Here is a 19,350-nt window from a genome sequence, read left to right as displayed (position 1 = left end):
CTAAAAACCAGATTAATACGAGGCCTTATGTTAGGCCTTACATTATTTACCATGCATACGACAGGCAAAGAGGTCGTACAGCTGGCGACGCATGATGCTTACCCCTATCACTATGTTGAAAATGAACTCGTGAAGGGGAGTGTTATCAGGCAAGTTCAGTGCGCTTTTAGTCGGATGGAAGCCCCGTATCGCGCTGAGTTTGATAGTTGGGTAGAAGCAGAGCTCAAGTTGCGTACTGGTAAACTCGATGCCATTTTTGCCGTAGCTCAAAGTGATGCTCGAATGCGTTATGGAACGCTGTCTATTCCGATGGCGAGAAAACACTTGTACTGGTATTTCTCTGGTGCTGAAATGAATATCAGTGATGACAATCCGTTATATAAAAAATATAGAGTCGCCGCTGAATTTGGCTCTGACGAGTGGTTTGATATCAAGCGTAAAGGTTATAACGTGCAAATGAAGCCACGCAGTGGTAGTGCACTTTTAAAGTTGTTATTAGGCCATGAAGTCGATGCTATTTTAATAGATGAACATGAGTTTGAACATGAATTGGCTAAGTTCAAGCTACAAAACACCAACTTTTCTCGACGTGAATATGGCACCATAGAGTTAGGTATATTGTTTTCAAAAGCCTTTTTAAAGAAGCGTCCAACCTTTCTAGAGGCGTTTAATACTGCTGCCTCGAACTGTATTGTTGCCGATGATAGGAAGTTATAGATGAATGCTGCGATGTTGCAAGTCACTGAGTGCCCTGAAGATGTTCGATTGTTGTCGAGAATGGCGACGGTTTCTCAATCCGGCGTGGTACTCGGAGCGTCAATTGAATGTGATTTGATTTTGCCGCATGCTGAGCAAGAAACGCAGCAACATGATGTATATGCTCGCATCGAACAAGATAAAGATGCCAATCAACTGCGGTTATATACAGAAGTTGAGGGGGTAAGTTTAAATGGTCGGCCACAGATCACACACTCATCCTCCGTGCTTTCTGATGGTGATATCATTGTACTTTTTGGCTACACCCTATTGCTTTCCATGCAGTCGGAAATCGGCGAGCCTGTTTTGGCTGCTGAAAAGCAAGAAGAGACTTTTTTTGATGTAATTGATGAAGTTGAGTTTGATGCGAGTAATATTTTTGCCGATTTAGAGACTGAACTTGACCAAATAAACACGCAAAAAACGCGTTCTGAGCAAGAAGAATTTATAGAGTATAAAGCAACAGATATCGGCGCTCATGATACGCAAAGTACATTAAATCAGGCTGCTATTGAGCAGAAACTGGATAAGTTATTAGAGGCGTCGCGTAGCCCTTGGCAGCAACAAAAGCAGATGTTGTTGATGTTAGATCAGGTGATGGATGAATTTCTAAAAGAATTCGATCCTCAGCTGATTGAAGATATGGTTGGCGCACCATCAAGGTGGAGCGGTAAGCACTGGGCGGCGTATAAAAATTACTACACAAGAAAAATGAACGAAGGACACTTTAAGCGTCAGTTTAAAGCGCTATTAATCGAATGTATGCAAAAGTAATCTTAGTCTCATTATTGATATGCTTAGCGGTTGGCTGCTCAAGTGCCGATCCGCTCCAGCGTTTTTCGTTACCGATACAGTTGCAGCTGGAGACCAACGAAAAGCTCAATTGGGCCAATGAAGGTGCCAATCCTGTTGCTATCCGGTTATATCAGCTCACCAAATCAGACCGATTTTCACAAAGTGAATTCATCGAGCTATTTCAATCGGATACGCAAATATTGGCTGAGCAATTGATAGAGAAGCAGCGGTTGTACCCAGTGATGCCGAATACAAAAGAGCAAAAGACGATTAAATTGCTTCCTGGAGTAAGGTATTTGGCGGTATTGGTAGAATTTAGTGACTATCAGAAAGGGACGACAAAGGCCGTCGTGGAAGTGCCTGAGGACGTTTCTGAAAGTACAGTAATTTGGCTTGGGCTCCAAGGAACGACGATAAAGTTCTCGGTAATGCCACAGCAGAGCTGGATGGATAGTTTGTTTGGTTGGGGAGCATAGTTTTGAGTAATAAAATTGTTTGGCGAGAAGGTACCTTTTTATATCCTCAGCATTTTCAGCAGATGGAATCACACCTTGAAAACGTCACACAGCAATACAGTGCGCTGACAACCAGTGAATTTGCACCGCATTGTGGTCTTGCTCAGCTGAGTATCAATGAAGGGTTACTAAAACTGGGTCAGTTTTCTGTGGTAGCGTGTGAAGGCATTCTGCCCGATGGTCAGTACTTCAAGTTAGATCAAGAGGTCGCGCTGCACATTCCTGAAGGCACGATAGATCAAATGGTTTATCTGGTTGTGCCAGCCAATCTTGCTGGAAACAACAGCTTTGATAACGGGGCTTCGAGCTCTCGCTATAAAACCCAGTTTAATCGCGTTTTTGACTTTACCAACAACCAAGCTGCTGAACTTGAAATTGAAACTGCACGGTTAAACGTTGCGCTTAAGCTTGAGCAAGAAAACCTAGATGGTTTTGTCAAATTAGCGGTTGGTAAAGTGCTGGAGGTGGATGGTAATGGGGCAGTGATCATCGACCGCGCCTTTATCCCTGACTGCCTCAGCATTGGGGCGGCTGATATTTTGTTAGAGCGCGTGCGAGAGCTCGACACTTTGGCAAATGCCAAAGTGAATCAGCTGCTCACACGATTACAATCCGTCGTTGATACACAAAGCAACAGCGCATGGTACAAAGAGCAGCAGTTGCTTACCGTGATCTATCACTGGTTACCTTGGCTCGAGGCAACCCAGCGAACACAACATTATAAATTAGGCCGTTTCTACTTTGAGCTAAAACAGTTTGAGGCGGCGCTATTGAGTATCGATTTTGAGGTGCGCTCTCCGTGGACACCGCTTACGTTCGAAAGTTTATATGAAAAATTTCATGGTGTATTGGCGCGGATCAAAGACAAGCTGTCGATCACCCAACAGCAAAATGTCATTGAATACACTTGGGATAAGTCGCTTTTCGATAGCAGAAGAATGTTATTGGTAAAGGTGAAGCAACACGATATCAGCCAGACTAAACGTATGGTTATTGCGGTGACTAGTCCGCAAAGCCTCGCCAAAGAACTATTTACAACAGGGTTTAAGCTTGCGGGTAACAAGAGCATCATCAATTGTATTAAAAACGCCACACCTGGTGTGCGAGTGAGTGCATTACCTTACGCTCCGCCAGAGCTAAAAGAGCAAGGGTCGACGGAATATTTTCAAATTGATTTAGAAGATCCACTGTGGGTGAAAATGGTAGATAACAAAGAAATGCTGGCGTTGCACATTGATGCCCGAATTCATGTCGATGACGTTAAATTATTTTTGATTAGCTAACTATGAGTGCAGCCAGTTATACGGTTAACCAATTCTCACTTGTTGATGAGAAAAATGCAGCGCTAAAGGACTTGCTAACGGAATTTAGTTGGCAGGAAGAGGCGTTATTACAACTAAGCCTGCCGCTTCTTGCGATGGTTGAGTCCGTCTCTTCATTGGAAGATATCGCCGCGCTGGAAAATTTCAGAGCTAACCTCATTACCGAGCTCAAGAGCATTAAACAACGAGGTCGGGAGCGAGCTATATCACCAGCGCTACTGGATAAGTTGTGCTTTATTTGGGCGGCATTCTTTGACGAAAGGATAAGCTATGGTTGTCAGTTGGATACGACACAGTGGCAAAACAAGACCTTAGTGAGTCAATTATTTGGTATTCGCAACAGTGGAGACACCTTTTTTAGCTTAGTATTTCAATTGATGGAGTTTCCTAAGAAGCACTTAGCGTTATTAAAGATTTGCTATCTCATTCTACAGCTTGGCTTTAAAGGGAAATATCACACAGGTCATGTGACTGAGTTGAAAAAGTTAACCGCCGAGATCAGTTTTGCATTAACTGAGCTTGGGGCATTCAAGTTGAAGCTTGATACGAATACAACAACGGCTCCCAGAAAGTCATCTCGTAACCTAGGGCTATTTACTGGTATTTCACCATTGAGTTTTTGGTTAGCGTTTACGGTGCTTTTAGTGGTGGGTTTATTTATTTATAACCAGTATTTCGGTGAGATTTATGAGCGCCAAAACCAAGAGTACAAAGAAATGGCGGGAGATACTTTTCAGCATATCCAGCAGTTGCAACCGAAGAAAATGTTTATTGAAAATGCAAGATTTTACGAAAGTGAGCAAATGCATGCATTAGAAACAGCAAAACCAACTGCGCAACCACAGATAATTGAGCAACCTAAAGCGCCCGCAGTTGCCCCGGTTATCACTGAAGAGCCTATGACATTGTACTTGGTGCAAATTGGTGCTTTTAACAATATGGCACGTGCACAAAGTCTTAAACAAAAATGTGATAATAGCCGCTATCCACTCGTTATTGAGGAAGTGGGCGATAGCCAGTTTGTAGGTTTTATTGCAACAGGTTTTACGCAGGCCAAAGCGGTTAGTCAGTTTTTTGTGCAAAGCTGTAACATTTCACCTTATATCAAGGAGTATCAGTGAAGACTCCGTTAGTTCGCCTATGGATCGGTGCATCCTTCGTGTTATTGGCTGTACTACTTTTAGTACTTACTTTTTCGCTAGCGTTAGCAACACATTGGTATTGGCTGAGCGGACTGCTGGCTCTGGTTGGTGTGCTGGTGGTGTATGTGCCTAGTATCAACCGTTTTGTTATCGGCAAATATCAAAGAAGAAACTTCTTTAAGCAATACTCTACCCTATACAAGCGCATCGCAAAAAAACTGAAACTGAGCAGCAATGTTTATAAAACCGCATGGTATTTGGTGATTTCAGAGGGCAATACCAGTGACTCCTTCGCGCAATTTAATCGCGTTAAACTCAATGGTATGCCACCAAATATAGCGGTTTATCACGTTCAAGGGGCGTTGATTTGGCATGTAAAAGCAAAGGTTGAAGATCAGCAGCACTTCTTAGCTTGGCTGAGCTTTATTCGTGCAAAACAACCGTTGAACGGGGTACTGTTATTAAGCGATGCATTTAGTGTTATCCAGCGTTCGCAAAAGGCTAAGCAAGAGTTTATTGCAGACTTTAAAGCGCGGCTCGAATCTATTTATCTGCGCAGTGGTTATCCCGTTCCCGCACACTTATTTCTATGTGGAATTAACAAGTTAGATGGGATCGCTGAAAGCTTGAATGAGCGGGTCGAGCTTGCTGATCTGTCCATTTACTTCTCTGAGCAGGGATTACAATCCTCTCACGCGCTCAGTGAAGCATACGATTTACTGTTTAAGAAGCTATTTGCCAATAATCTACAACAAGTCTCGCTGCAGCTTGACGATGAGTTCAAGCGTAAACAGCTGCTGGGGCCGATGCAGTTGCAATATTTAAAGCTTGCCGTTGCACACTTTATCGATGAGCTGGCCGACTTTAATGGTCAGGTATTGCCGTATAAAATTGAGAGCTTCCACTTAGTTGAGTCTGAAAATGCGGAGCAGCGGGTAAACCTTGCAACGGCACATACGTTAATTGAAGTGAATCAATCCCTTTTGCCCGTTGTTGCCGAAACCACGCTAAAACCTAAAGCAGAGATCACCAAGACATTCACAAATCAGGTTTTGCCGTTGGCACACTTAGCACCTGTAAATAGGTGGAAGATTTGGCGCCATAGCGTTAGACAGTTTTTAATGCTTTGCACAGGTGCAGGTCTACTCGCTGGAGCAGCTTGGGTAGGCTGGCAGGCTTACGTCTATAACCAGTCATTACACCAAGAATTTAGCAAGTTACATCAAGACTATAAGTATATTTTGAATAAAAGTGCCATCAGCTTTGATGAGCTAAGTTCATTGATTGAACCATTGGCATTGCTGCAGTCTGGTTATAGTCAATTTACCGAGGAAAAGGAAAGCCAACCTTGGTACGCGCTACCAATTCTTGCCTCTATTGACCGTGAAGAGCATTATCGTTCGCTATACCAGCAACAACTAGCTACCACGTTAGAGCCCACAATCAGCAAATATCTTGAGCAGGAGTTGTTTGTTTACTTGGAGCTTGAAGACTATCTCAATGTCATCAATGTAAAGGATATCTATCAGTCGTTTGCATTAGGTGAAAATAAAAGGTTGGTTAAAAAACATTTGGCGGAATCACTCACCCAGAGCGCTTTACTTGATGAGTCTCAAGTTCAAGTAGTATCAAGTCTCGTTGATGATCTGTATTTCCTCGGTTATAACAAAATAGATATCAATGAAGAGCTGTTGGCTTTAGTTGATAACCAATTAGCGCTGCAAGATACAAACCAATTGATGTATGAGTACGTTAAGCAGCTTCCTGAATTTGCAAAGCTGATTGATATCAGACCAACACTACTCGCCAAACATAGCGATCATGTGAGTTTATTTGGGATCACTCGAGCTAAAACACAGTTTTTGGTTCCCGAGTTGTTTACGCCTAAAGCACTGCAACAGCTATCGTTTTTGCCGGAGTCGGCGTTTATGCAGAAGCTAGTGCAAGACAATCATGGGTTATTTCAAACCCCGCCATCCAAGCGAGAACTAACTCGCATCGGTAACTATATAAAGTTTAGCTATATTAATGACTATATCAGCTTTTGGAGACAGTACTACTCGGGGATCCACCTTGCTCCAGAACTGTCGCTAGAGGTATTGCTTTCTGAGTTAACCGAAAGTGAGCAATCACCTCTGTTGCAGCTATATACTACACTTCGAGCCTATATCTATCTGCCGCAAGTGGAAGTGCCGAGTTTTGAAAAGGCTGATGCAATTGCCGCTAATGCCCCGAAGAAGGTCGCAGCCAAAGCACAAAAAGCGCAGCAACTAATTGATAAAGCTAATCAGAGCTTAAATAAGCAACAGTTATTGGAAATCGAGCGGGCAAAAGAGTTTAACGAAATTGCGGGTAAAATCCGTCAAGCATTCTCTGATAGTCCAATCCTAGTGCAAAGCGCTGAAAGTTTATCAAAGCAGTATCAAGCGTTTGTGGCACAGTTAAAAGCGCTGAAGGATTGGAAAACACAGGCGGATAGCACTGTGATCCCCGGGCTAAGCTATTTTCAACAGCTACAAGACCCTAATAACTTCAAGGCCTTTTCAGGGCTGTGGTTAACCCGTTACGATGAGCCTTTAATGGCGGAGCTGGTAGATTTGGTATTGCGTGAAACTGCAACGCATGTAAAGCGCAAAACATCAGAGTACTTACAAGAAAAGTGGCAGCAAGACGTGGTAGCGCCTTACCGTAAAAATGTTGCTGTTTACTACCCATTTAATAAATCTGGCGAAGACCTTAAACTCAGCGCACTGGCCGCATTTTTTGCGCCCAATAGTTCAATCAGTAATTTTGAGGAGCAGATCTTAGGGCAGTTTGTTTCTGTTGATGGCACGCTACAATTTCCGGTATTTGGTCGTGAGGCTGCGCTTTCACTATCACCTGAAGTCACAACATTTTTATCCACTTACGGCAAGCTTCAGCGAGAACTTTATGGCCAAGATGGCAACCTTAAGCTGAATATAGTGATTGCGCCAAAGTCGATGTCTGCAGCCTTGAGTGAATTTACATTGCGTGTTGGTGAGCGAAAACTAACCTATACCCATGGTCCTTTGGTTGAAACTCAGTTTACCTGGCCGACAGATTTTACAGAGCAATCACTAGAGCTGGTGTTAACTGACCTGAGCAACCAAAAAATGACGCATACACTGGAGGGCGTCTGGTCTCCCATGCGCTTGGTTGAGCGTTACCAACAACAAAGTAGGCGAGATACGGTTGAGGTGAGCAACAAACAAGGTGCAGCTGTCGTGTTGAGCATGAAGGGCGCAGGCGATGAGGCGAGTTTGCTAAACCCAGAGTTTTTCTCTCGGTTATTCGTACCCGATACCGTTTTGCAGTGATATTACCCGTCGATTAAGGTGTGAACATGGAAACTTATATTGCAGGTGAAGTTAGCTACTTAGTTGCTAAGACAAGTAGCGGCAAAGCTTATCGCCTGAACTATTGCGATATTAGTGATGCAGTAGATAAAGGTGTCTCTGCAGAAATTGAGTTAGTCACTGACGGCGATGATATCTCAGATACGTTAGGGGATACTATGACCTTAAACTGGTATCAAGATGTTGCTGGACGACCCAATAACTTACTTGAATATCAGGCTTATGTCGTTGAAATTAATGAGCTTGATAGCCGTGCTGATGCGCTTCGTCGCTTTAAGCTAACGTTGAAATCTTGGTTATGGTTGCTCAGTTTTAATCGCACCTATCGGATCTATCAAGCTCAGTCAGCAAAAGACATTTTGTCTGATATTTTCGATACAGCAGGGTTTAAAGGGATGTACCAGTTTGGCACTATGCCAACCGCTAAATTGGAATACTGTACTCAATATGATGAAACCGACTTGGAGTTTGTGACGCGTTTAATGTCGCAATCTGGAGTTATCTTTTATTTCTCTCAAGATAGTGGCAAGCACACCTTGCAGGTTCATAGTGCAAGTTCGCCACTCGATAGCAATAGCCAAGCTAAATTTGATCATGCGCAGGTTAAAACGGCAAAAAACTTGCTGCTACAGCGCTTTGAACCACAGCAAAAGCTGGTTAAAAAATCTCTGTCATTGGCAGGTTATAACTATACGAAAACGAAAGTAGAATCCGCCAAAAGCCAGCTTTCTAATTCGAGTGTGACGACGATAACCTCAAATAACTTTGAGCATGTAGCGTTAAATAGTGATAGTAACGACTTTAGTGATGTCAGCACGCTTGCGGCTCAACTTAATAGCGCAGAGCAAGCCTGCGGTGGTGATATCGAGATGGAGACGGATGCAAACGTGGTGGTGGTGGGCAATAAGCTTACCGTGGCGACCCACGTTAATAGTCAACTAGAGGGTGACTATAATGTATTGGCGGTTAACCATCACATTGATGTGCAGCAATCAAGCCAAAGCGCGAGCTATCGCTGTGTGGTTCAGTGTCGCGATGAGGCGCTTCCGCTAACGCCACCTTATCCCAAAAAACCGTTGGCACGGGGTATTACGTCAGCGGTGGTGGTAACCGAAAGTGGTTCATTAGATAGCAAAGGCGAAATCAATCAAGACACGGATGGCCGAGTCAAAGTACATTTCTACTGGGATACCACAGACGAAAAATCAACTAGTTGTTATTTACGTGTGATGCAGCAAACCGCGGGCAGTAAAGCGGCGATGCAATTTATTCCGCGCATAGGCGATGAGGTTATCGTAGATTTTATAAACGGTGACATTGATCAGCCAATCGTTATTGGTAGTGTGTTTAACAGCAATACTAAACCACTCTATCCACAAAAAGACGCGACACAGTCGAGTATCAAAACAGGTTTGGCTGATGACACTGCGCATGAAATTTGTTTTGATGATAAAAAAGGCGAAGAGCTGCTTTCTATTACATCAGGTAAAGATCTCTCCATTACGGTTGCCAACAATGCCACGAGTTTAATCAACGCGGACGATAGTTTAACGGTTAAGAAAAACCAGACAACGACAGTTGAAGAATCACAAACTGTCTCGGTGACCAAAAATTACAGCTTAAAGGCCGATAAAATTGCGCTTGAAGGGGACAGTGAGATAGAGCTGAAAGTAGGCAGTAATAAAATTACTATCTCAAGCTCTGGTATCAAGATAGAAGGTTCTGCCATTGAGCTTAAATCGTCTCAAGATACAAAAATATCAGCCATGAATCTGACAACCTCAAGCCAAGCATCCACCAAAATTAGTGCGACAGCAAATTTAGATCTTAAAGCAACCGCGCAGGCAAACTTAGAAGGTACGGCAGGCGTTAACGTAAAATCGACCGCGATTGCTAAGTTAGAGGGAACGGCGGGTGCACAAGTCACCTCAACGGCGATGGCCAAATTGAGTGGTACGGCAATGGCTGAGATCAGCGGCGCATTGGTCAAAATTAACTGAGTATATTGATGACGAGAATTAACGAGCAAGTGCTAGGGCAACTCAAGCAAGCATCGATTGCGACTATTATCAGTCGATATCAGGCGTCTGAAGAAGCAAGCAAGTTACTGGAACCCACATTAACCCCACGGCAGGCGGTATCAGTTTTACTAAAAGCTGACCTTGAGCGAGATGCAATTCAACTCGTCGCGCATGGCTTAGCGGTGATGAATGCTATTCGATGGGGGCTTCAAGTCGTGAAGGCCTCTGGGGGGGAAACAGATGATGAACTCAAGGTATTGAGCTGTGTCGAGGGGTGGTTGCAATCACCTAGTGAAACTTTGCGTATTCGTGCACAACAGCTCGCTGAGCGGGTGGGGCTAGACAACGCGTTTGGTTGGTTAGCTTACTCTGTCTTTTGGTCGGGAACAGGTTCAATAGTTGCGCCTGAGTTACCTGTGGTACTACCACCCGAAAATATGGTTGGCCATGCTATCAATGCTGCAATATTATTATCTATGATTGATCAATAATCTTGGAGCGCACATGCCCTTTGCCACCACTCATATCCTTAGTACATGGCGTAATGACACGAGTATTAGGCTGACACCAAGAGGGAAATTGTTGCGTAAAGTTGATAGTAAAGTCGCAGCCTATCGAGAATCTGCGACCCCAGCCAACTTTAGAGAACTAAAAAGTGCCTACTTTCTATGGCAGGTTAGTAAAGAAGAGAAATATTTAAAACAGGATGGCTGGCGTTCTAGTTTACGTAACTCGGCTGATAATAACTTCCCTGTTGAGCGTTTGCATAACTTCCTGTTCCCGAAGGAAGAAGACCAAGATATCGATGACTTTTCACAGTTGCTTGCCAAAGAGGCCAAGCGAGACTGCGTCAGGATCTTGTATGGCAGCCGTGCAAAGTTTCTGTATAAAGATGACTTAAAAGACATGGTCAAGCAGGCAAAGAAAGACATCACACAGTCAAAGCGCGAAAAGCAAGAGAAAGACCGCCAAGTACAGTCAAATTATAATGAAGAGCAACGACGAGAATCCTCTGAAATTCATAGAATTGCTAACTCAATCGTCAGCCAAGTTAAAAGTGGGAATGTCATGGCAACGGCGGTTAAGCAGGGCTATCACTGGGTAAAGGAAATTGCGCAAACTGTGATCGACTTTTTGAAAGGCATAGCGCAAGACTTTATGTTATTCGTCAAAGAATGTTGGGTGAGCATTCGTGAGCTGTTGATCAGTTTAGTCGCCGAAATTTGTATCGCTTTGGTGCCTGGGATCAATGCCATTGTATCTGCCGCGAAGTCGGTGCAAGACTACACTGAAGCGGTGAAAATGGCTGCCAAAGCTTGTTCTCAGCGTTTTAAAGATAGTAAAACGATGATGCTGGCGAATAAAACTTATCAATTAAGAACCGCATTAACGACGTTTGCTAACAATCAGTTTTTATTGGCGATGGCCGAAGCGGGTAAACAATTGGTCAAAGCAATTGATAACAGTTTTTCCGTCATTTCCGGGATCACATTGCCCGGAAATGTAACGAAAGTGCTGACGCTCACGGCTTTTTACGTGCAGAAAATCGCAGTACTGGCAAAAGAGTATTACTACACGCGTAAAATTAATCGACATTTATTACAAATCAACAAATATCATCCATATTTGGATGATAACCTCCTTAAAGACCCATTAGTTGCTGCGTACCTTATTGTTAATGCAACCGACTCCACATTGTTTGCAACGGTTAGAGACAACACTGATATGGCTGTTTGGCTAGACTATTGTAACGAGCATTTGTCTGAATTTGAGTCACTCAAAGAGCGAGCGCAGGAATACATAGAGTCACGCAAAATTCGACTTAAAGATTTAAAAACAAAGGCAAGCGAAGTAGGTCCAGCGCCTTTTCTGCAACAAGTACAAAATTTTGATAAATCGCTACTCAGTAAAGTCGAATTATCAAAACCTAAATCTGTATTGGACGAGGTTAGAGGGTTCGATAAGTCTAGCTTGAAGCCAACGGTAACCGTGGAAAAACGGGGGCATGGACTACTTGATGATATTGAGCTTTTTAATAACAAAAAGTTGAACTCGGTGACGACGCTAGAAAAGCGTGGTTTGGGGTTACTCGATGAAGTGACGCGTTTTAACCCGTCACAATTGGCACCAAGTAAAACGCAGGTAAAGCGTGGGGTCAGTGTGCTTGATCAGGTTGAGCTGTTTAATAACAAGTCATTGAGTAGTGCTAACACGGTTGTAAAACAGGGCGTCAGCGTGTTGGACCAAGTTGAGTTATTCAATAAAAAAGTACTGAAGCAACAAAGTACAAACAAGCTGGACTACTTATCGCAATTAAAGAAATTGGAGATGGAATTGCAGACGCTGGACTACAAGATGTTAGCGCACACTTTGCTAGGTAAAGGGTCGTTGTCTAGTGACTTGAATAGTATAGAAAGTACGCCTGTTAACATTGCGCAGTGGAAAGAACTTACGTGGGTAAAGTTTGGTCGTCGTCATGAAATAACCAAAGCGATAGATAGTGGAATTGGTAAATATTACCAATTCTTTTGCCAGCGCAAACATGCTTTTACAAGGCCCAGTAAGTGTGAACAGATCCCAAAATGCTTAGCGTTAATTGCAAGTAGAATAGAAATTTTGCAGCGGGATGTGCTTTATCCGACGCAAAAGTGGTTGTCACAGCTGGACTCGACACACCGGACGAGTCCACGTCGTCCTGCGATGACTAAGCTGAATGCCTCGAGCCAATCTGAGAGAAATGCGCTGCAGGCACTAGCGATGTCGTTAGAAAAAATAAACAGACGATATAGCGTGTTAGCAGGGCACAAAGCATAGGGTCTGCGGCAGTGAGTAAAATAGTTTTTTGAGGTTTATAGCCCATTTGGGGTTATCGCTTCGTGCTCAAATCAAGTTGATATTGTAACTGTAATGGATCATTACTAAGGATATAGCGTTGAAAAGCGGAATAGAAAATGCGGAGCTATTAGCTGGGATCCCTGAAGCCCATTCAGCGGTGTTTGCGCGTGTAGCAAAAGAGACTAACTGTGTTATTTCTTCTCGCGCGGTTGGTATTTATGCAACCCAGCTAATCACACAAGGCTACGCCACAAAAGGCTATCATGTTAAGGCTAAATCATGTGATTGGGGACCAATGGCTGGTTTTGTCTTAGCAGATCCTGCCCTTGGAAAAAAGGGCACTGGGGGTAAGGCGAGAGGCTGGCAAGAAGGGAAGGTAGCCGAAGCAATTAATAAATATGGCGCAATGTCTATTCCGCTTTATATTACGGATGCTCGTCGACAGGCGATGGCAGGGCTAATGCAGCGAGCCAGTAAAGGCTACGCACAAGAAACCGTGAATGACCATATCATCAAAGTGACTGCAGCTGCTAAAGACGGGCAGCGACATGCTTTTTTATTGATTAAGGTAAGCCAAATTCAGCCAGCGTCTCGCGCCTACGGACCAGATCAGAGCGACTGGGCAGTTTGCTATGATGCGAGTAATACCCTTGCTGCAGCCTGCCCGGATCCCCGCAAACATACTATCACGCTGCAATCTGGACATACCTATGTACAACTTTGTGGACTAACAAACCCGCTAGGTTATGGTGCCAAAGCACCATCAAATTACAAAGGCGTGCAAACAGGTGATTACGACTTGTGGGGAGTATTTCCGAAGGACAAGTTTTTCGGTGAAGAAGAAAGAGCGGTCGTGCGAGCAGCCACCAATGGTAAAAAGGATGGCTTTTGGCAACGAGACGTGGATGGTAGTGATAAGTTTATTCGCACATTTGATGAATATAGCCGCCAAGAAGGTCCCCACACCGGTAATCTTTCTCTATTGATCGAAGAAATAGCGGTACGCGTCAACACTGGCTGTATGAATGAGGGCAGTGGTGGGTGGATGGTTCACCACAGTGATGAAGCTGGTCGACCTATGGTTGATGAGCTGGATTATGAGGCCGTGGTGTATTTTCCCGATTCTCGTATTTGGATTATGGAAAGCGAGCAGGATGTGATAACGCTGCGGGCACAATTAGTACAAATGGACTATGTGCCGCTATTTAATCCAATTTGGAATTTTAAACTTGGCTTCCAATGGATGAAAATATTAACTGAATGGCTGCAGCGACATGGCTCGATGAAAGGCTTCCCATTGAAAGACTATCAAGGCTTGTCATTGAAAATCTAATTGAACATGCCTTTCACTTGAAAGGCATTCGCTTGTTGAAGCTACGTTTACGCGGCGTCTGTTAGCCAATTAGTACGGTTGGCATTCCCAGCACAATATTGCCACCATGGCTGGTGGTATCACCCATTCTCGCCGCTGGTCTGCCACTAATAAGCACACTGGTGCTGCCTTTTACTATGGTATCTGGTGGACCAACACAGACAGCGATATCGCCAACAACAGAAGCAGGCATATTTCCAATTAGCACGTTAGGCACCGAGGGGCCTGATATTGGTCCACCTACATGTGGCACGGTGCCTGTTACCATAGAGCAGACATGCATATCTGAAATCCGTGCAGCTGGTAATCCTGGCATGGCATTCTCCTTTTATTGTTGTACTCCATCTCAGTATATCGCCTTTATGAAAATTCCCAATACTCAGAAAGGGTGTAATTTCTGTCAGAAGTTGCATTACGTTCCCAAACTGTTTACACTTGCCGCGATTCTAACCATTCATTCACTGTAGAGGAGAGAAAAACATGACACATACAATTTTATCCTTTGCAGGTCTTTCTCTGTAATTCGCGAGCGCGAATAAATATTTCCTAGTTTGCGAAAGCTGTATTTAGCGATTTTGTGTTGCCTATGCAACCTAACATTTGATTGCTATAACTAAGCCATTCTAGACCTGCCAATACACAATTATTTTTAAACCTCATTGAAAGGTATTGGTAACTATGGGCAGATCCGTCCAACAAATTTCTGATCGCGTGTGTCTATTTGCATCTCAAGACACTTGGATTGAAGGCGCTGCGATCCAACAACTTACAAAAACCGCTGAACTAGCCAGTATGCATCGTGTTGCAGGTATGCCTGACCTGCACCCGGGGCGTGGCTATCCAATCGGCGCGGCATTTTTTAGCCTGGGCCGACTGTATCCTGCGTTAGTCGGAAACGATATTGGCTGTGGAATGGCGCTGTGGCAAACCACCACAAAGGTTGCCAAAGTTAATGTCGATAAGTTTGCTAAACGGCTAGAAGACATCGAGCAACCGCTCGATGCAAGTTGGCAAGAGACTGTTCAAGCTGAAATGACACATCGTGATATTTCAGCTGGATTATTTGAAAGTGCACTGGGTACGATTGGCGGCGGTAATCATTTCGCCGAGTTTCAAGCGGTGGAACGTGTTTACAATGAAGCCGCGTTTACTGCGCTTGGTCTTGATAAAAAGTATTTACAGCTGCTGGTACATTCAGGCTCGCGTGGGCTTGGGCAAGCCATTTTAGTCGACCATATTGCGCGTTTTAATCATGATGGCTTGCTGGCTGAAGCGGCTCAAGAGAGTGAAAGTTCACACTATTTGGCACGCCATGATGAAGCGGTGCGCTGGGCTGAGTTAAACCGCTTTTTGATTGCAAAAAGATTTCTCTCAGCCATTCGTAGCGATGGTGAATGTACGCTAGATGTTAATCACAACCTTGTGTGCCCAAAAGTTATTGATGGTCGCGCAGGTTGGCTGCACCGTAAAGGTGCGACCCCAAGTGATAAAGGTGCTGTCGTGATCCCCGGTTCACGAGGAGACTATAGCTATTTGGTTCAGCCTATAAACAATGCGCTTGCGTTGACGGCCAGTTTATATTCTTTGGCTCATGGTGCTGGTCGAAAGTGGAAGCGAGGTGACTGCCAAAGCCGCTTGAGTCACAAATATAAACGTGAAGACCTTTATCGCACAGCATTGGGGAGTCGTGTGATCTGTGGCAATAAGGGGTTGCTGTACGATGAAGCGCCGCAGGCTTATAAAAAGTGTGAAACCATTGTCAGTGATTTGGTTGACGCTGGATTGATAGAAGTGATCGCCATATTGCGTCCGGTGCTGACATTTAAAACCAACGGGAGCTGTTCGTCATGATCTTGTTGCAACTTTCAGCCGGTCAAGGCCCAGCAGAGTGCGGGAAAGCCGTTGCATTGGCGCTCAACTTAGTCGATAAACAAGCTAAAGCAATAGGCGCAGAATGTACCGTGTTAACGCAAGAAATGCATGAACACAAAGGCTGCATGAAGTCCGTATTGCTACAGCTTTCGAGTGACGCAAAAGCGCTTGCCGAGTATTGGCATGGCCCGCAGTTGTGGGTGTGCCAGAGCCCATTTCGTGCCAAACATAAACGGAAAAATTGGTTCTTTAGCGGCAGCATGGCCGAGATAGATGAAGTCGCAATGGCATCCGATATTCGCTATCAAACTTGTCGCGCGTCAGGAGCTGGTGGGCAGCATGTTAATACCACAGACTCAGCGGTACGAGCGACGCATATTGCATCAGGATTGAGTGTGCGAGTGGAGAGTGAACGTAGTCAGCATGCCAATAAGCGCGTTGCAAAGGCGTTATTACTACAGAAATTGGCCGCGCAGGCAGATGCTGAGGAAATGGCTCGTGATAAAGCAAGGTGGCAGCAGCATCAGGCGCTACAACGCGGTAATCCTAAAAATACTTTTAAAGGAAACCAGTTCAGTCCAAGGGTGCCGTTTAATATAGGAGCTCTGCATGACAACTAATGTGTTATTTATCTGTAGTCGCAACCAATGGCGCAGTCCAACCGCTGAGCGTATCTGGAAAAATCATCCGGGTATTAGCGTGAGATCGGCAGGCACAAGCCCAAGAGCACGTCGCAGTGTAAAGGTGAGTGATATTGAGTGGGCCGATATTATTTTAGTCATGGAAGAAAAACATAAATCGCGGCTGCGTGCACAATACGCCAATCTATTGCGCTATAAAAATGTTCAAGTATTGGATATTCCTGACGAATATCAATTTATGGATGACGAGCTAGTGACGCTACTACAAGACAGCGTCGCGAGTATCTTAGTGATTTAGCTCTGCCCATTTCGGGTGTTAATAAGATTGTAAGGAAGAGGATAGAGCAATGTAATTCCATCGGGAACAAGCAATTGAGAACACAATAAGTCGTTTTGTCGCTATTAATTGCTGATTTTGCGGCCAAGTACCAACTTGGCTTTTTAATTTTAAAAATGGAGCAACTAAGATGAGAATTAAATATCCTCGAACTCCGCACTTGGTGTGGTCAAAAGGGATCACAAGTGATGATGTAAGGTGTGCCAACACGGAGCACTTTAAAAACAAACAAGTAGTCGTGACCGAAAAAATGGATGGTGAAAATACCACTTTGTATGCTGATTATATGCATGCACGATCACTCGACAGTCGTTATCATCCTTCTCGCTCTTGGGTAAAAGCACTACAGGCTCAAATAGGTCTAAAGATTCCAAAAGGATGGCGTATCTGTGGTGAAAACTTGTATGCAAAGCACGCCATTCATTATCAGAAGTTGCCTAGCTACTTCCTCGCTTTTTCTGTGTGGAACGCGAGTAACGAGTGTTTAAGTTGGGATGATAGCCAAGCTATTTTTAATGAGCTTGGTCTGCATAATCCAAAGGTGCTCTATCGTGGGGCATGGTGCGAAAAAACCATCAAAAGTATAGTTGTAGATACAAACTTACAAGAAGGCTATGTGGTCAGAGTGGCTGATGCCTTCCATTATGATGAGTTTGCTAATTGTGTTGCCAAATGGGTGCGCTCAGATCATATTGTGTCGGATAAGCATTGGATGCATAGCGTTATTACACCAAACAAACTCATGGAGGAGTAACACTGTATGTTAGCGAAGAAAAAAGTAGCGGATTGGTTGCTTTTGCTCACAGAGCAACATCAGCCTGATTTTACAGAGTGCTTAGCCAAGTTGGGGGAAACCTTTCCCCTGTTGCACGAACTTGAAGTAACACCACAAGATACTATTTGGCATGAGGAAGGTAATGTTGCCATTCATACTAATATGGTATTGGAAGCACTTTATACATTGCTGCAGAGTTCTGCCTCTCATATAAAGGGGGAGCGAAGGCAGGTGCTGATACTCTCTGCGCTGTTGCATGATATCGCCAAGCCTGTCGTGACCAGAGCGAAGGAGATTGATGGTCAACGGCGGATTGTTGCACCGAGGCATGAGGCGATCGGGATGAGTTACCTAGCAAGTAGACTCGTTGACTTACCGTTGCCAATGCAGACTATTCAAACGATTTTGGCATTAGTCGGTTTTCATCAAATGCCCAAATTATTGGTAGTTAAAAACAAAGGCTTCAGTGAATATCTTAATTTAGCGCTAAATGCTGATCTCGAGATGCTCTACTGGCTCGAAGTTGCAGATATGCGAGGTCGTATCTGCCCAGATCAGGATATCCAAATTGAACTGCTGAGCTTGTTTAAAATGTTTGCTCAAGAATATGAGCTTTGGTCAGTTGCAGATCCGGCTGAATCACTGCTTGCTAATATATCGCGATACCCAACTGTTGAAGAACAGTGCTTCATTACTGCTTATACAGTTAGACAAATGGCTTTTGGCGAAATTACAGTTCCTGAAGAAGCTCCTATCAAATTTTACCAACAGGCAAAGCACTATGGTCATTTTTATATCATGTGTGGAGCGAGTGGGAGCGGTAAATCCAGTTGGATAGCAAAGCATCTTCAAGGATTTACACTGGTCTCTTTGGATGAACTAAGAGGCGAGATTAACGGTCGTTCCGCGAGTCAAAAAAACCGTGGTCAGGTGCTACAAGCCGCCAAGCAAAAGCTGAAAAAAGCATTAGCAGCGAAGGAAAATGTTGTGTGGGATGCGACAAACCTGCGAAAAGATTTTCGTAAGATACTTTGCGATTTAGGGTGTGACTACGGTGCGCTCGTGACGTTAGTCGTATTTCAACAAGGTGAAGTACAACTTCGACAAAATAACAGAGCAAGAGCACGAGTCGTCCCAGATGAAGTGATAACCCAGCAGCTGAAAAGGTTGGAGTGGCCATCGGTGACAGAAGCGCATCGGATACAGGTGATTGGCGAACAAGGGCAAGTGCTTTGGCAAAAGGGGACGTTTTAGCCACCGCTCAGTGAGGTTAGCTTTACTTGTCAGCTAATTTTGATAGCTGACAAGTAACCAATATAGAAGTGTGAATAGCGGCAGAGTGCTATCCTACGAGCTATGCTAATTTTATCTTGCTCAAGAACAGTTCTTTTGTCGGACTGCTCCTGAACATCATCCAAAATTTCGAAGCCTAAAACGTTCCCTTTCTTTGCATTTAACAATCGTTGCACCAGTTTATATTCTTGTGTTGTATAGCCTAGCCAAGGAGCAACTGCACTAGTGTTGTTGGTCATACTCCCTCATACCACTTTTACCAATATCAATGAGAGTATTAAGGTTATATGTATAAAT

At 44.1% G+C, this 19,350-nt stretch carries 17 protein-coding genes; 15 read left to right on the top strand and 2 right to left on the bottom strand.

Annotated features, from left to right (window positions below):
* Positions 1-27: 27 nt before the first annotated feature.
* The 10 genes from L1D50_RS08340 (at position 28) to L1D50_RS08295 (ending at position 14,096) form a co-directional block, all read left to right on the top strand.
* The gene (locus L1D50_RS08340; RefSeq protein WP_235956595.1) at positions 28-717 is read left to right on the top strand and encodes a transporter substrate-binding domain-containing protein; all 690 of its coding nucleotides are present in this window, start codon (positions 28-30) and stop codon (positions 715-717) included.
* Complete coding sequence (locus L1D50_RS08335; protein ID WP_239965868.1) at positions 718-1,530, top strand: hypothetical protein; 813 nt, start codon at positions 718-720, stop codon at positions 1,528-1,530.
* Positions 1,515-2,027: a type VI secretion system lipoprotein TssJ gene (gene tssJ / locus L1D50_RS08330; RefSeq protein WP_045989250.1), complete on the top strand. Its 513-nt coding sequence runs from the start codon at positions 1,515-1,517 to the stop codon at positions 2,025-2,027. The genes L1D50_RS08335 and tssJ overlap by 16 nt, the downstream gene beginning before the upstream one ends.
* 2 nt (positions 2,028-2,029) lie before the next feature.
* Positions 2,030-3,349, top strand: coding sequence for a type VI secretion system baseplate subunit TssK (tssK, locus tag L1D50_RS08325; protein ID WP_128727255.1), 1,320 nt, complete (start codon positions 2,030-2,032; stop codon positions 3,347-3,349).
* Between the two features lie 2 nt (positions 3,350-3,351).
* Positions 3,352-4,509, top strand: coding sequence for a DotU/TssL family secretion system protein (locus tag L1D50_RS08320; RefSeq protein WP_239965867.1), 1,158 nt, complete (start codon positions 3,352-3,354; stop codon positions 4,507-4,509).
* Complete coding sequence (locus tag L1D50_RS08315) at positions 4,506-7,868, top strand: type VI secretion protein IcmF/TssM N-terminal domain-containing protein (RefSeq protein ID WP_239965866.1); 3,363 nt, start codon at positions 4,506-4,508, stop codon at positions 7,866-7,868. The genes L1D50_RS08320 and L1D50_RS08315 overlap by 4 nt, the downstream gene beginning before the upstream one ends.
* A 26-nt stretch (positions 7,869-7,894) precedes the next feature.
* Entirely contained in the window at positions 7,895-9,907 is a 2,013-nt protein-coding gene (tssI, locus tag L1D50_RS08310; RefSeq protein WP_239965865.1) for a type VI secretion system tip protein TssI/VgrG, read from the top strand.
* An 8-nt stretch (positions 9,908-9,915) separates the two neighbouring features.
* Positions 9,916-10,419 carry a hypothetical protein gene (locus L1D50_RS08305; RefSeq protein WP_239965864.1) on the top strand — a complete coding sequence of 168 codons (504 nt, stop codon included), beginning with the start codon at positions 9,916-9,918 and terminating at the stop codon, positions 10,417-10,419.
* A 13-nt stretch (positions 10,420-10,432) separates the two neighbouring features.
* Positions 10,433-12,742: a hypothetical protein gene (locus tag L1D50_RS08300; protein WP_239965863.1), complete on the top strand. Its 2,310-nt coding sequence runs from the start codon at positions 10,433-10,435 to the stop codon at positions 12,740-12,742.
* Between the two features lie 118 nt (positions 12,743-12,860).
* Positions 12,861-14,096 carry a CyaA/EF/ExoY family adenylyl cyclase toxin gene (locus L1D50_RS08295; RefSeq protein ID WP_239965862.1) on the top strand — a complete coding sequence of 412 codons (1,236 nt, stop codon included), beginning with the start codon at positions 12,861-12,863 and terminating at the stop codon, positions 14,094-14,096.
* A gap of 61 nt (positions 14,097-14,157) precedes the next feature.
* Here L1D50_RS08295 and L1D50_RS08290 read toward each other — a convergent pair whose 3' ends face one another.
* Positions 14,158-14,451 carry a PAAR domain-containing protein gene (locus L1D50_RS08290; protein ID WP_045989257.1) on the bottom strand — a complete coding sequence of 98 codons (294 nt, stop codon included), beginning with the start codon at positions 14,449-14,451 and terminating at the stop codon, positions 14,158-14,160.
* A gap of 362 nt (positions 14,452-14,813) precedes the next feature.
* Here L1D50_RS08290 and L1D50_RS08285 point away from each other — a divergent pair, with 362 nt between their 5' ends.
* The 5 genes from L1D50_RS08285 to L1D50_RS08265 all read left to right on the top strand — a co-directional run bounded on the left by L1D50_RS08285 (position 14,814) and on the right by L1D50_RS08265 (position 19,014).
* Positions 14,814-15,986 (top strand): RNA ligase RtcB family protein, encoded by a 1,173-nt coding sequence (locus L1D50_RS08285; RefSeq protein WP_239965861.1) that lies wholly within the window; start codon positions 14,814-14,816, stop codon positions 15,984-15,986.
* Positions 15,983-16,627, top strand: a complete 645-nt coding sequence (gene prfH / locus L1D50_RS08280) for a peptide chain release factor H (protein ID WP_239965860.1) — start codon at positions 15,983-15,985, stop codon at positions 16,625-16,627. The genes L1D50_RS08285 and prfH overlap by 4 nt, the downstream gene beginning before the upstream one ends.
* Positions 16,617-16,946, top strand: coding sequence for a phosphotyrosine protein phosphatase (locus L1D50_RS08275; RefSeq protein ID WP_138522486.1), 330 nt, complete (start codon positions 16,617-16,619; stop codon positions 16,944-16,946). The genes prfH and L1D50_RS08275 overlap by 11 nt, the downstream gene beginning before the upstream one ends.
* A 169-nt stretch (positions 16,947-17,115) precedes the next feature.
* Entirely contained in the window at positions 17,116-17,739 is a 624-nt protein-coding gene (locus L1D50_RS08270; RefSeq protein ID WP_174170193.1) for an RNA ligase family protein, read from the top strand.
* Positions 17,740-17,745: 6 nt separating this feature from the next.
* Positions 17,746-19,014, top strand: coding sequence for an AAA family ATPase (locus tag L1D50_RS08265; protein WP_239965859.1), 1,269 nt, complete (start codon positions 17,746-17,748; stop codon positions 19,012-19,014).
* A 29-nt stretch (positions 19,015-19,043) separates the two neighbouring features.
* Here L1D50_RS08265 and L1D50_RS08260 read toward each other — a convergent pair whose 3' ends face one another.
* On the bottom strand, positions 19,044-19,292 hold the full coding sequence (locus tag L1D50_RS08260; RefSeq protein ID WP_239965858.1) for a hypothetical protein: 249 nt from the start codon (positions 19,290-19,292) through the stop codon (positions 19,044-19,046).
* Positions 19,293-19,350: the final 58 nt, after the last annotated feature.

Origin of the sequence: Pseudoalteromonas sp. Isolate6 (genome assembly GCF_022398435.1) — a bacterium.
GTDB lineage: Bacteria > Pseudomonadota > Gammaproteobacteria > Enterobacterales > Alteromonadaceae > Pseudoalteromonas > Pseudoalteromonas galatheae.
This window is presented reverse-complemented; position numbering and strand designations above follow the sequence as displayed.

Bases quoted from the DNA above. Each gene is read 5' to 3' on its own strand.
- L1D50_RS08340 (WP_235956595.1), top strand. From the start codon at position 28: ATGTTAGGCCTTACATTATTTACCATGCATACGACAGGCAAAGAGGTC.
- L1D50_RS08335 (WP_239965868.1), top strand. From the start codon at position 718: ATGAATGCTGCGATGTTGCAAGTCACTGAGTGCCCTGAAGATGTTCGA.
- tssJ (WP_045989250.1), top strand. From the start codon at position 1,515: ATGTATGCAAAAGTAATCTTAGTCTCATTATTGATATGCTTAGCGGTT.
- L1D50_RS08320 (WP_239965867.1), top strand. From the start codon at position 3,352: ATGAGTGCAGCCAGTTATACGGTTAACCAATTCTCACTTGTTGATGAG.
- tssI (WP_239965865.1), top strand. From the start codon at position 7,895: ATGGAAACTTATATTGCAGGTGAAGTTAGCTACTTAGTTGCTAAGACA.
- L1D50_RS08305 (WP_239965864.1), top strand. From the start codon at position 9,916: ATGACGAGAATTAACGAGCAAGTGCTAGGGCAACTCAAGCAAGCATCG.
- L1D50_RS08300 (WP_239965863.1), top strand. From the start codon at position 10,433: ATGCCCTTTGCCACCACTCATATCCTTAGTACATGGCGTAATGACACG.
- L1D50_RS08290 (WP_045989257.1), bottom strand. From the start codon at position 14,451: ATGCCAGGATTACCAGCTGCACGGATTTCAGATATGCATGTCTGCTCT.
- L1D50_RS08285 (WP_239965861.1), top strand. From the start codon at position 14,814: ATGGGCAGATCCGTCCAACAAATTTCTGATCGCGTGTGTCTATTTGCA.
- prfH (WP_239965860.1), top strand. From the start codon at position 15,983: ATGATCTTGTTGCAACTTTCAGCCGGTCAAGGCCCAGCAGAGTGCGGG.
- L1D50_RS08275 (WP_138522486.1), top strand. From the start codon at position 16,617: ATGACAACTAATGTGTTATTTATCTGTAGTCGCAACCAATGGCGCAGT.
- L1D50_RS08270 (WP_174170193.1), top strand. From the start codon at position 17,116: ATGAGAATTAAATATCCTCGAACTCCGCACTTGGTGTGGTCAAAAGGG.
- L1D50_RS08265 (WP_239965859.1), top strand. From the start codon at position 17,746: ATGTTAGCGAAGAAAAAAGTAGCGGATTGGTTGCTTTTGCTCACAGAG.
- L1D50_RS08260 (WP_239965858.1), bottom strand. From the start codon at position 19,292: ATGACCAACAACACTAGTGCAGTTGCTCCTTGGCTAGGCTATACAACA.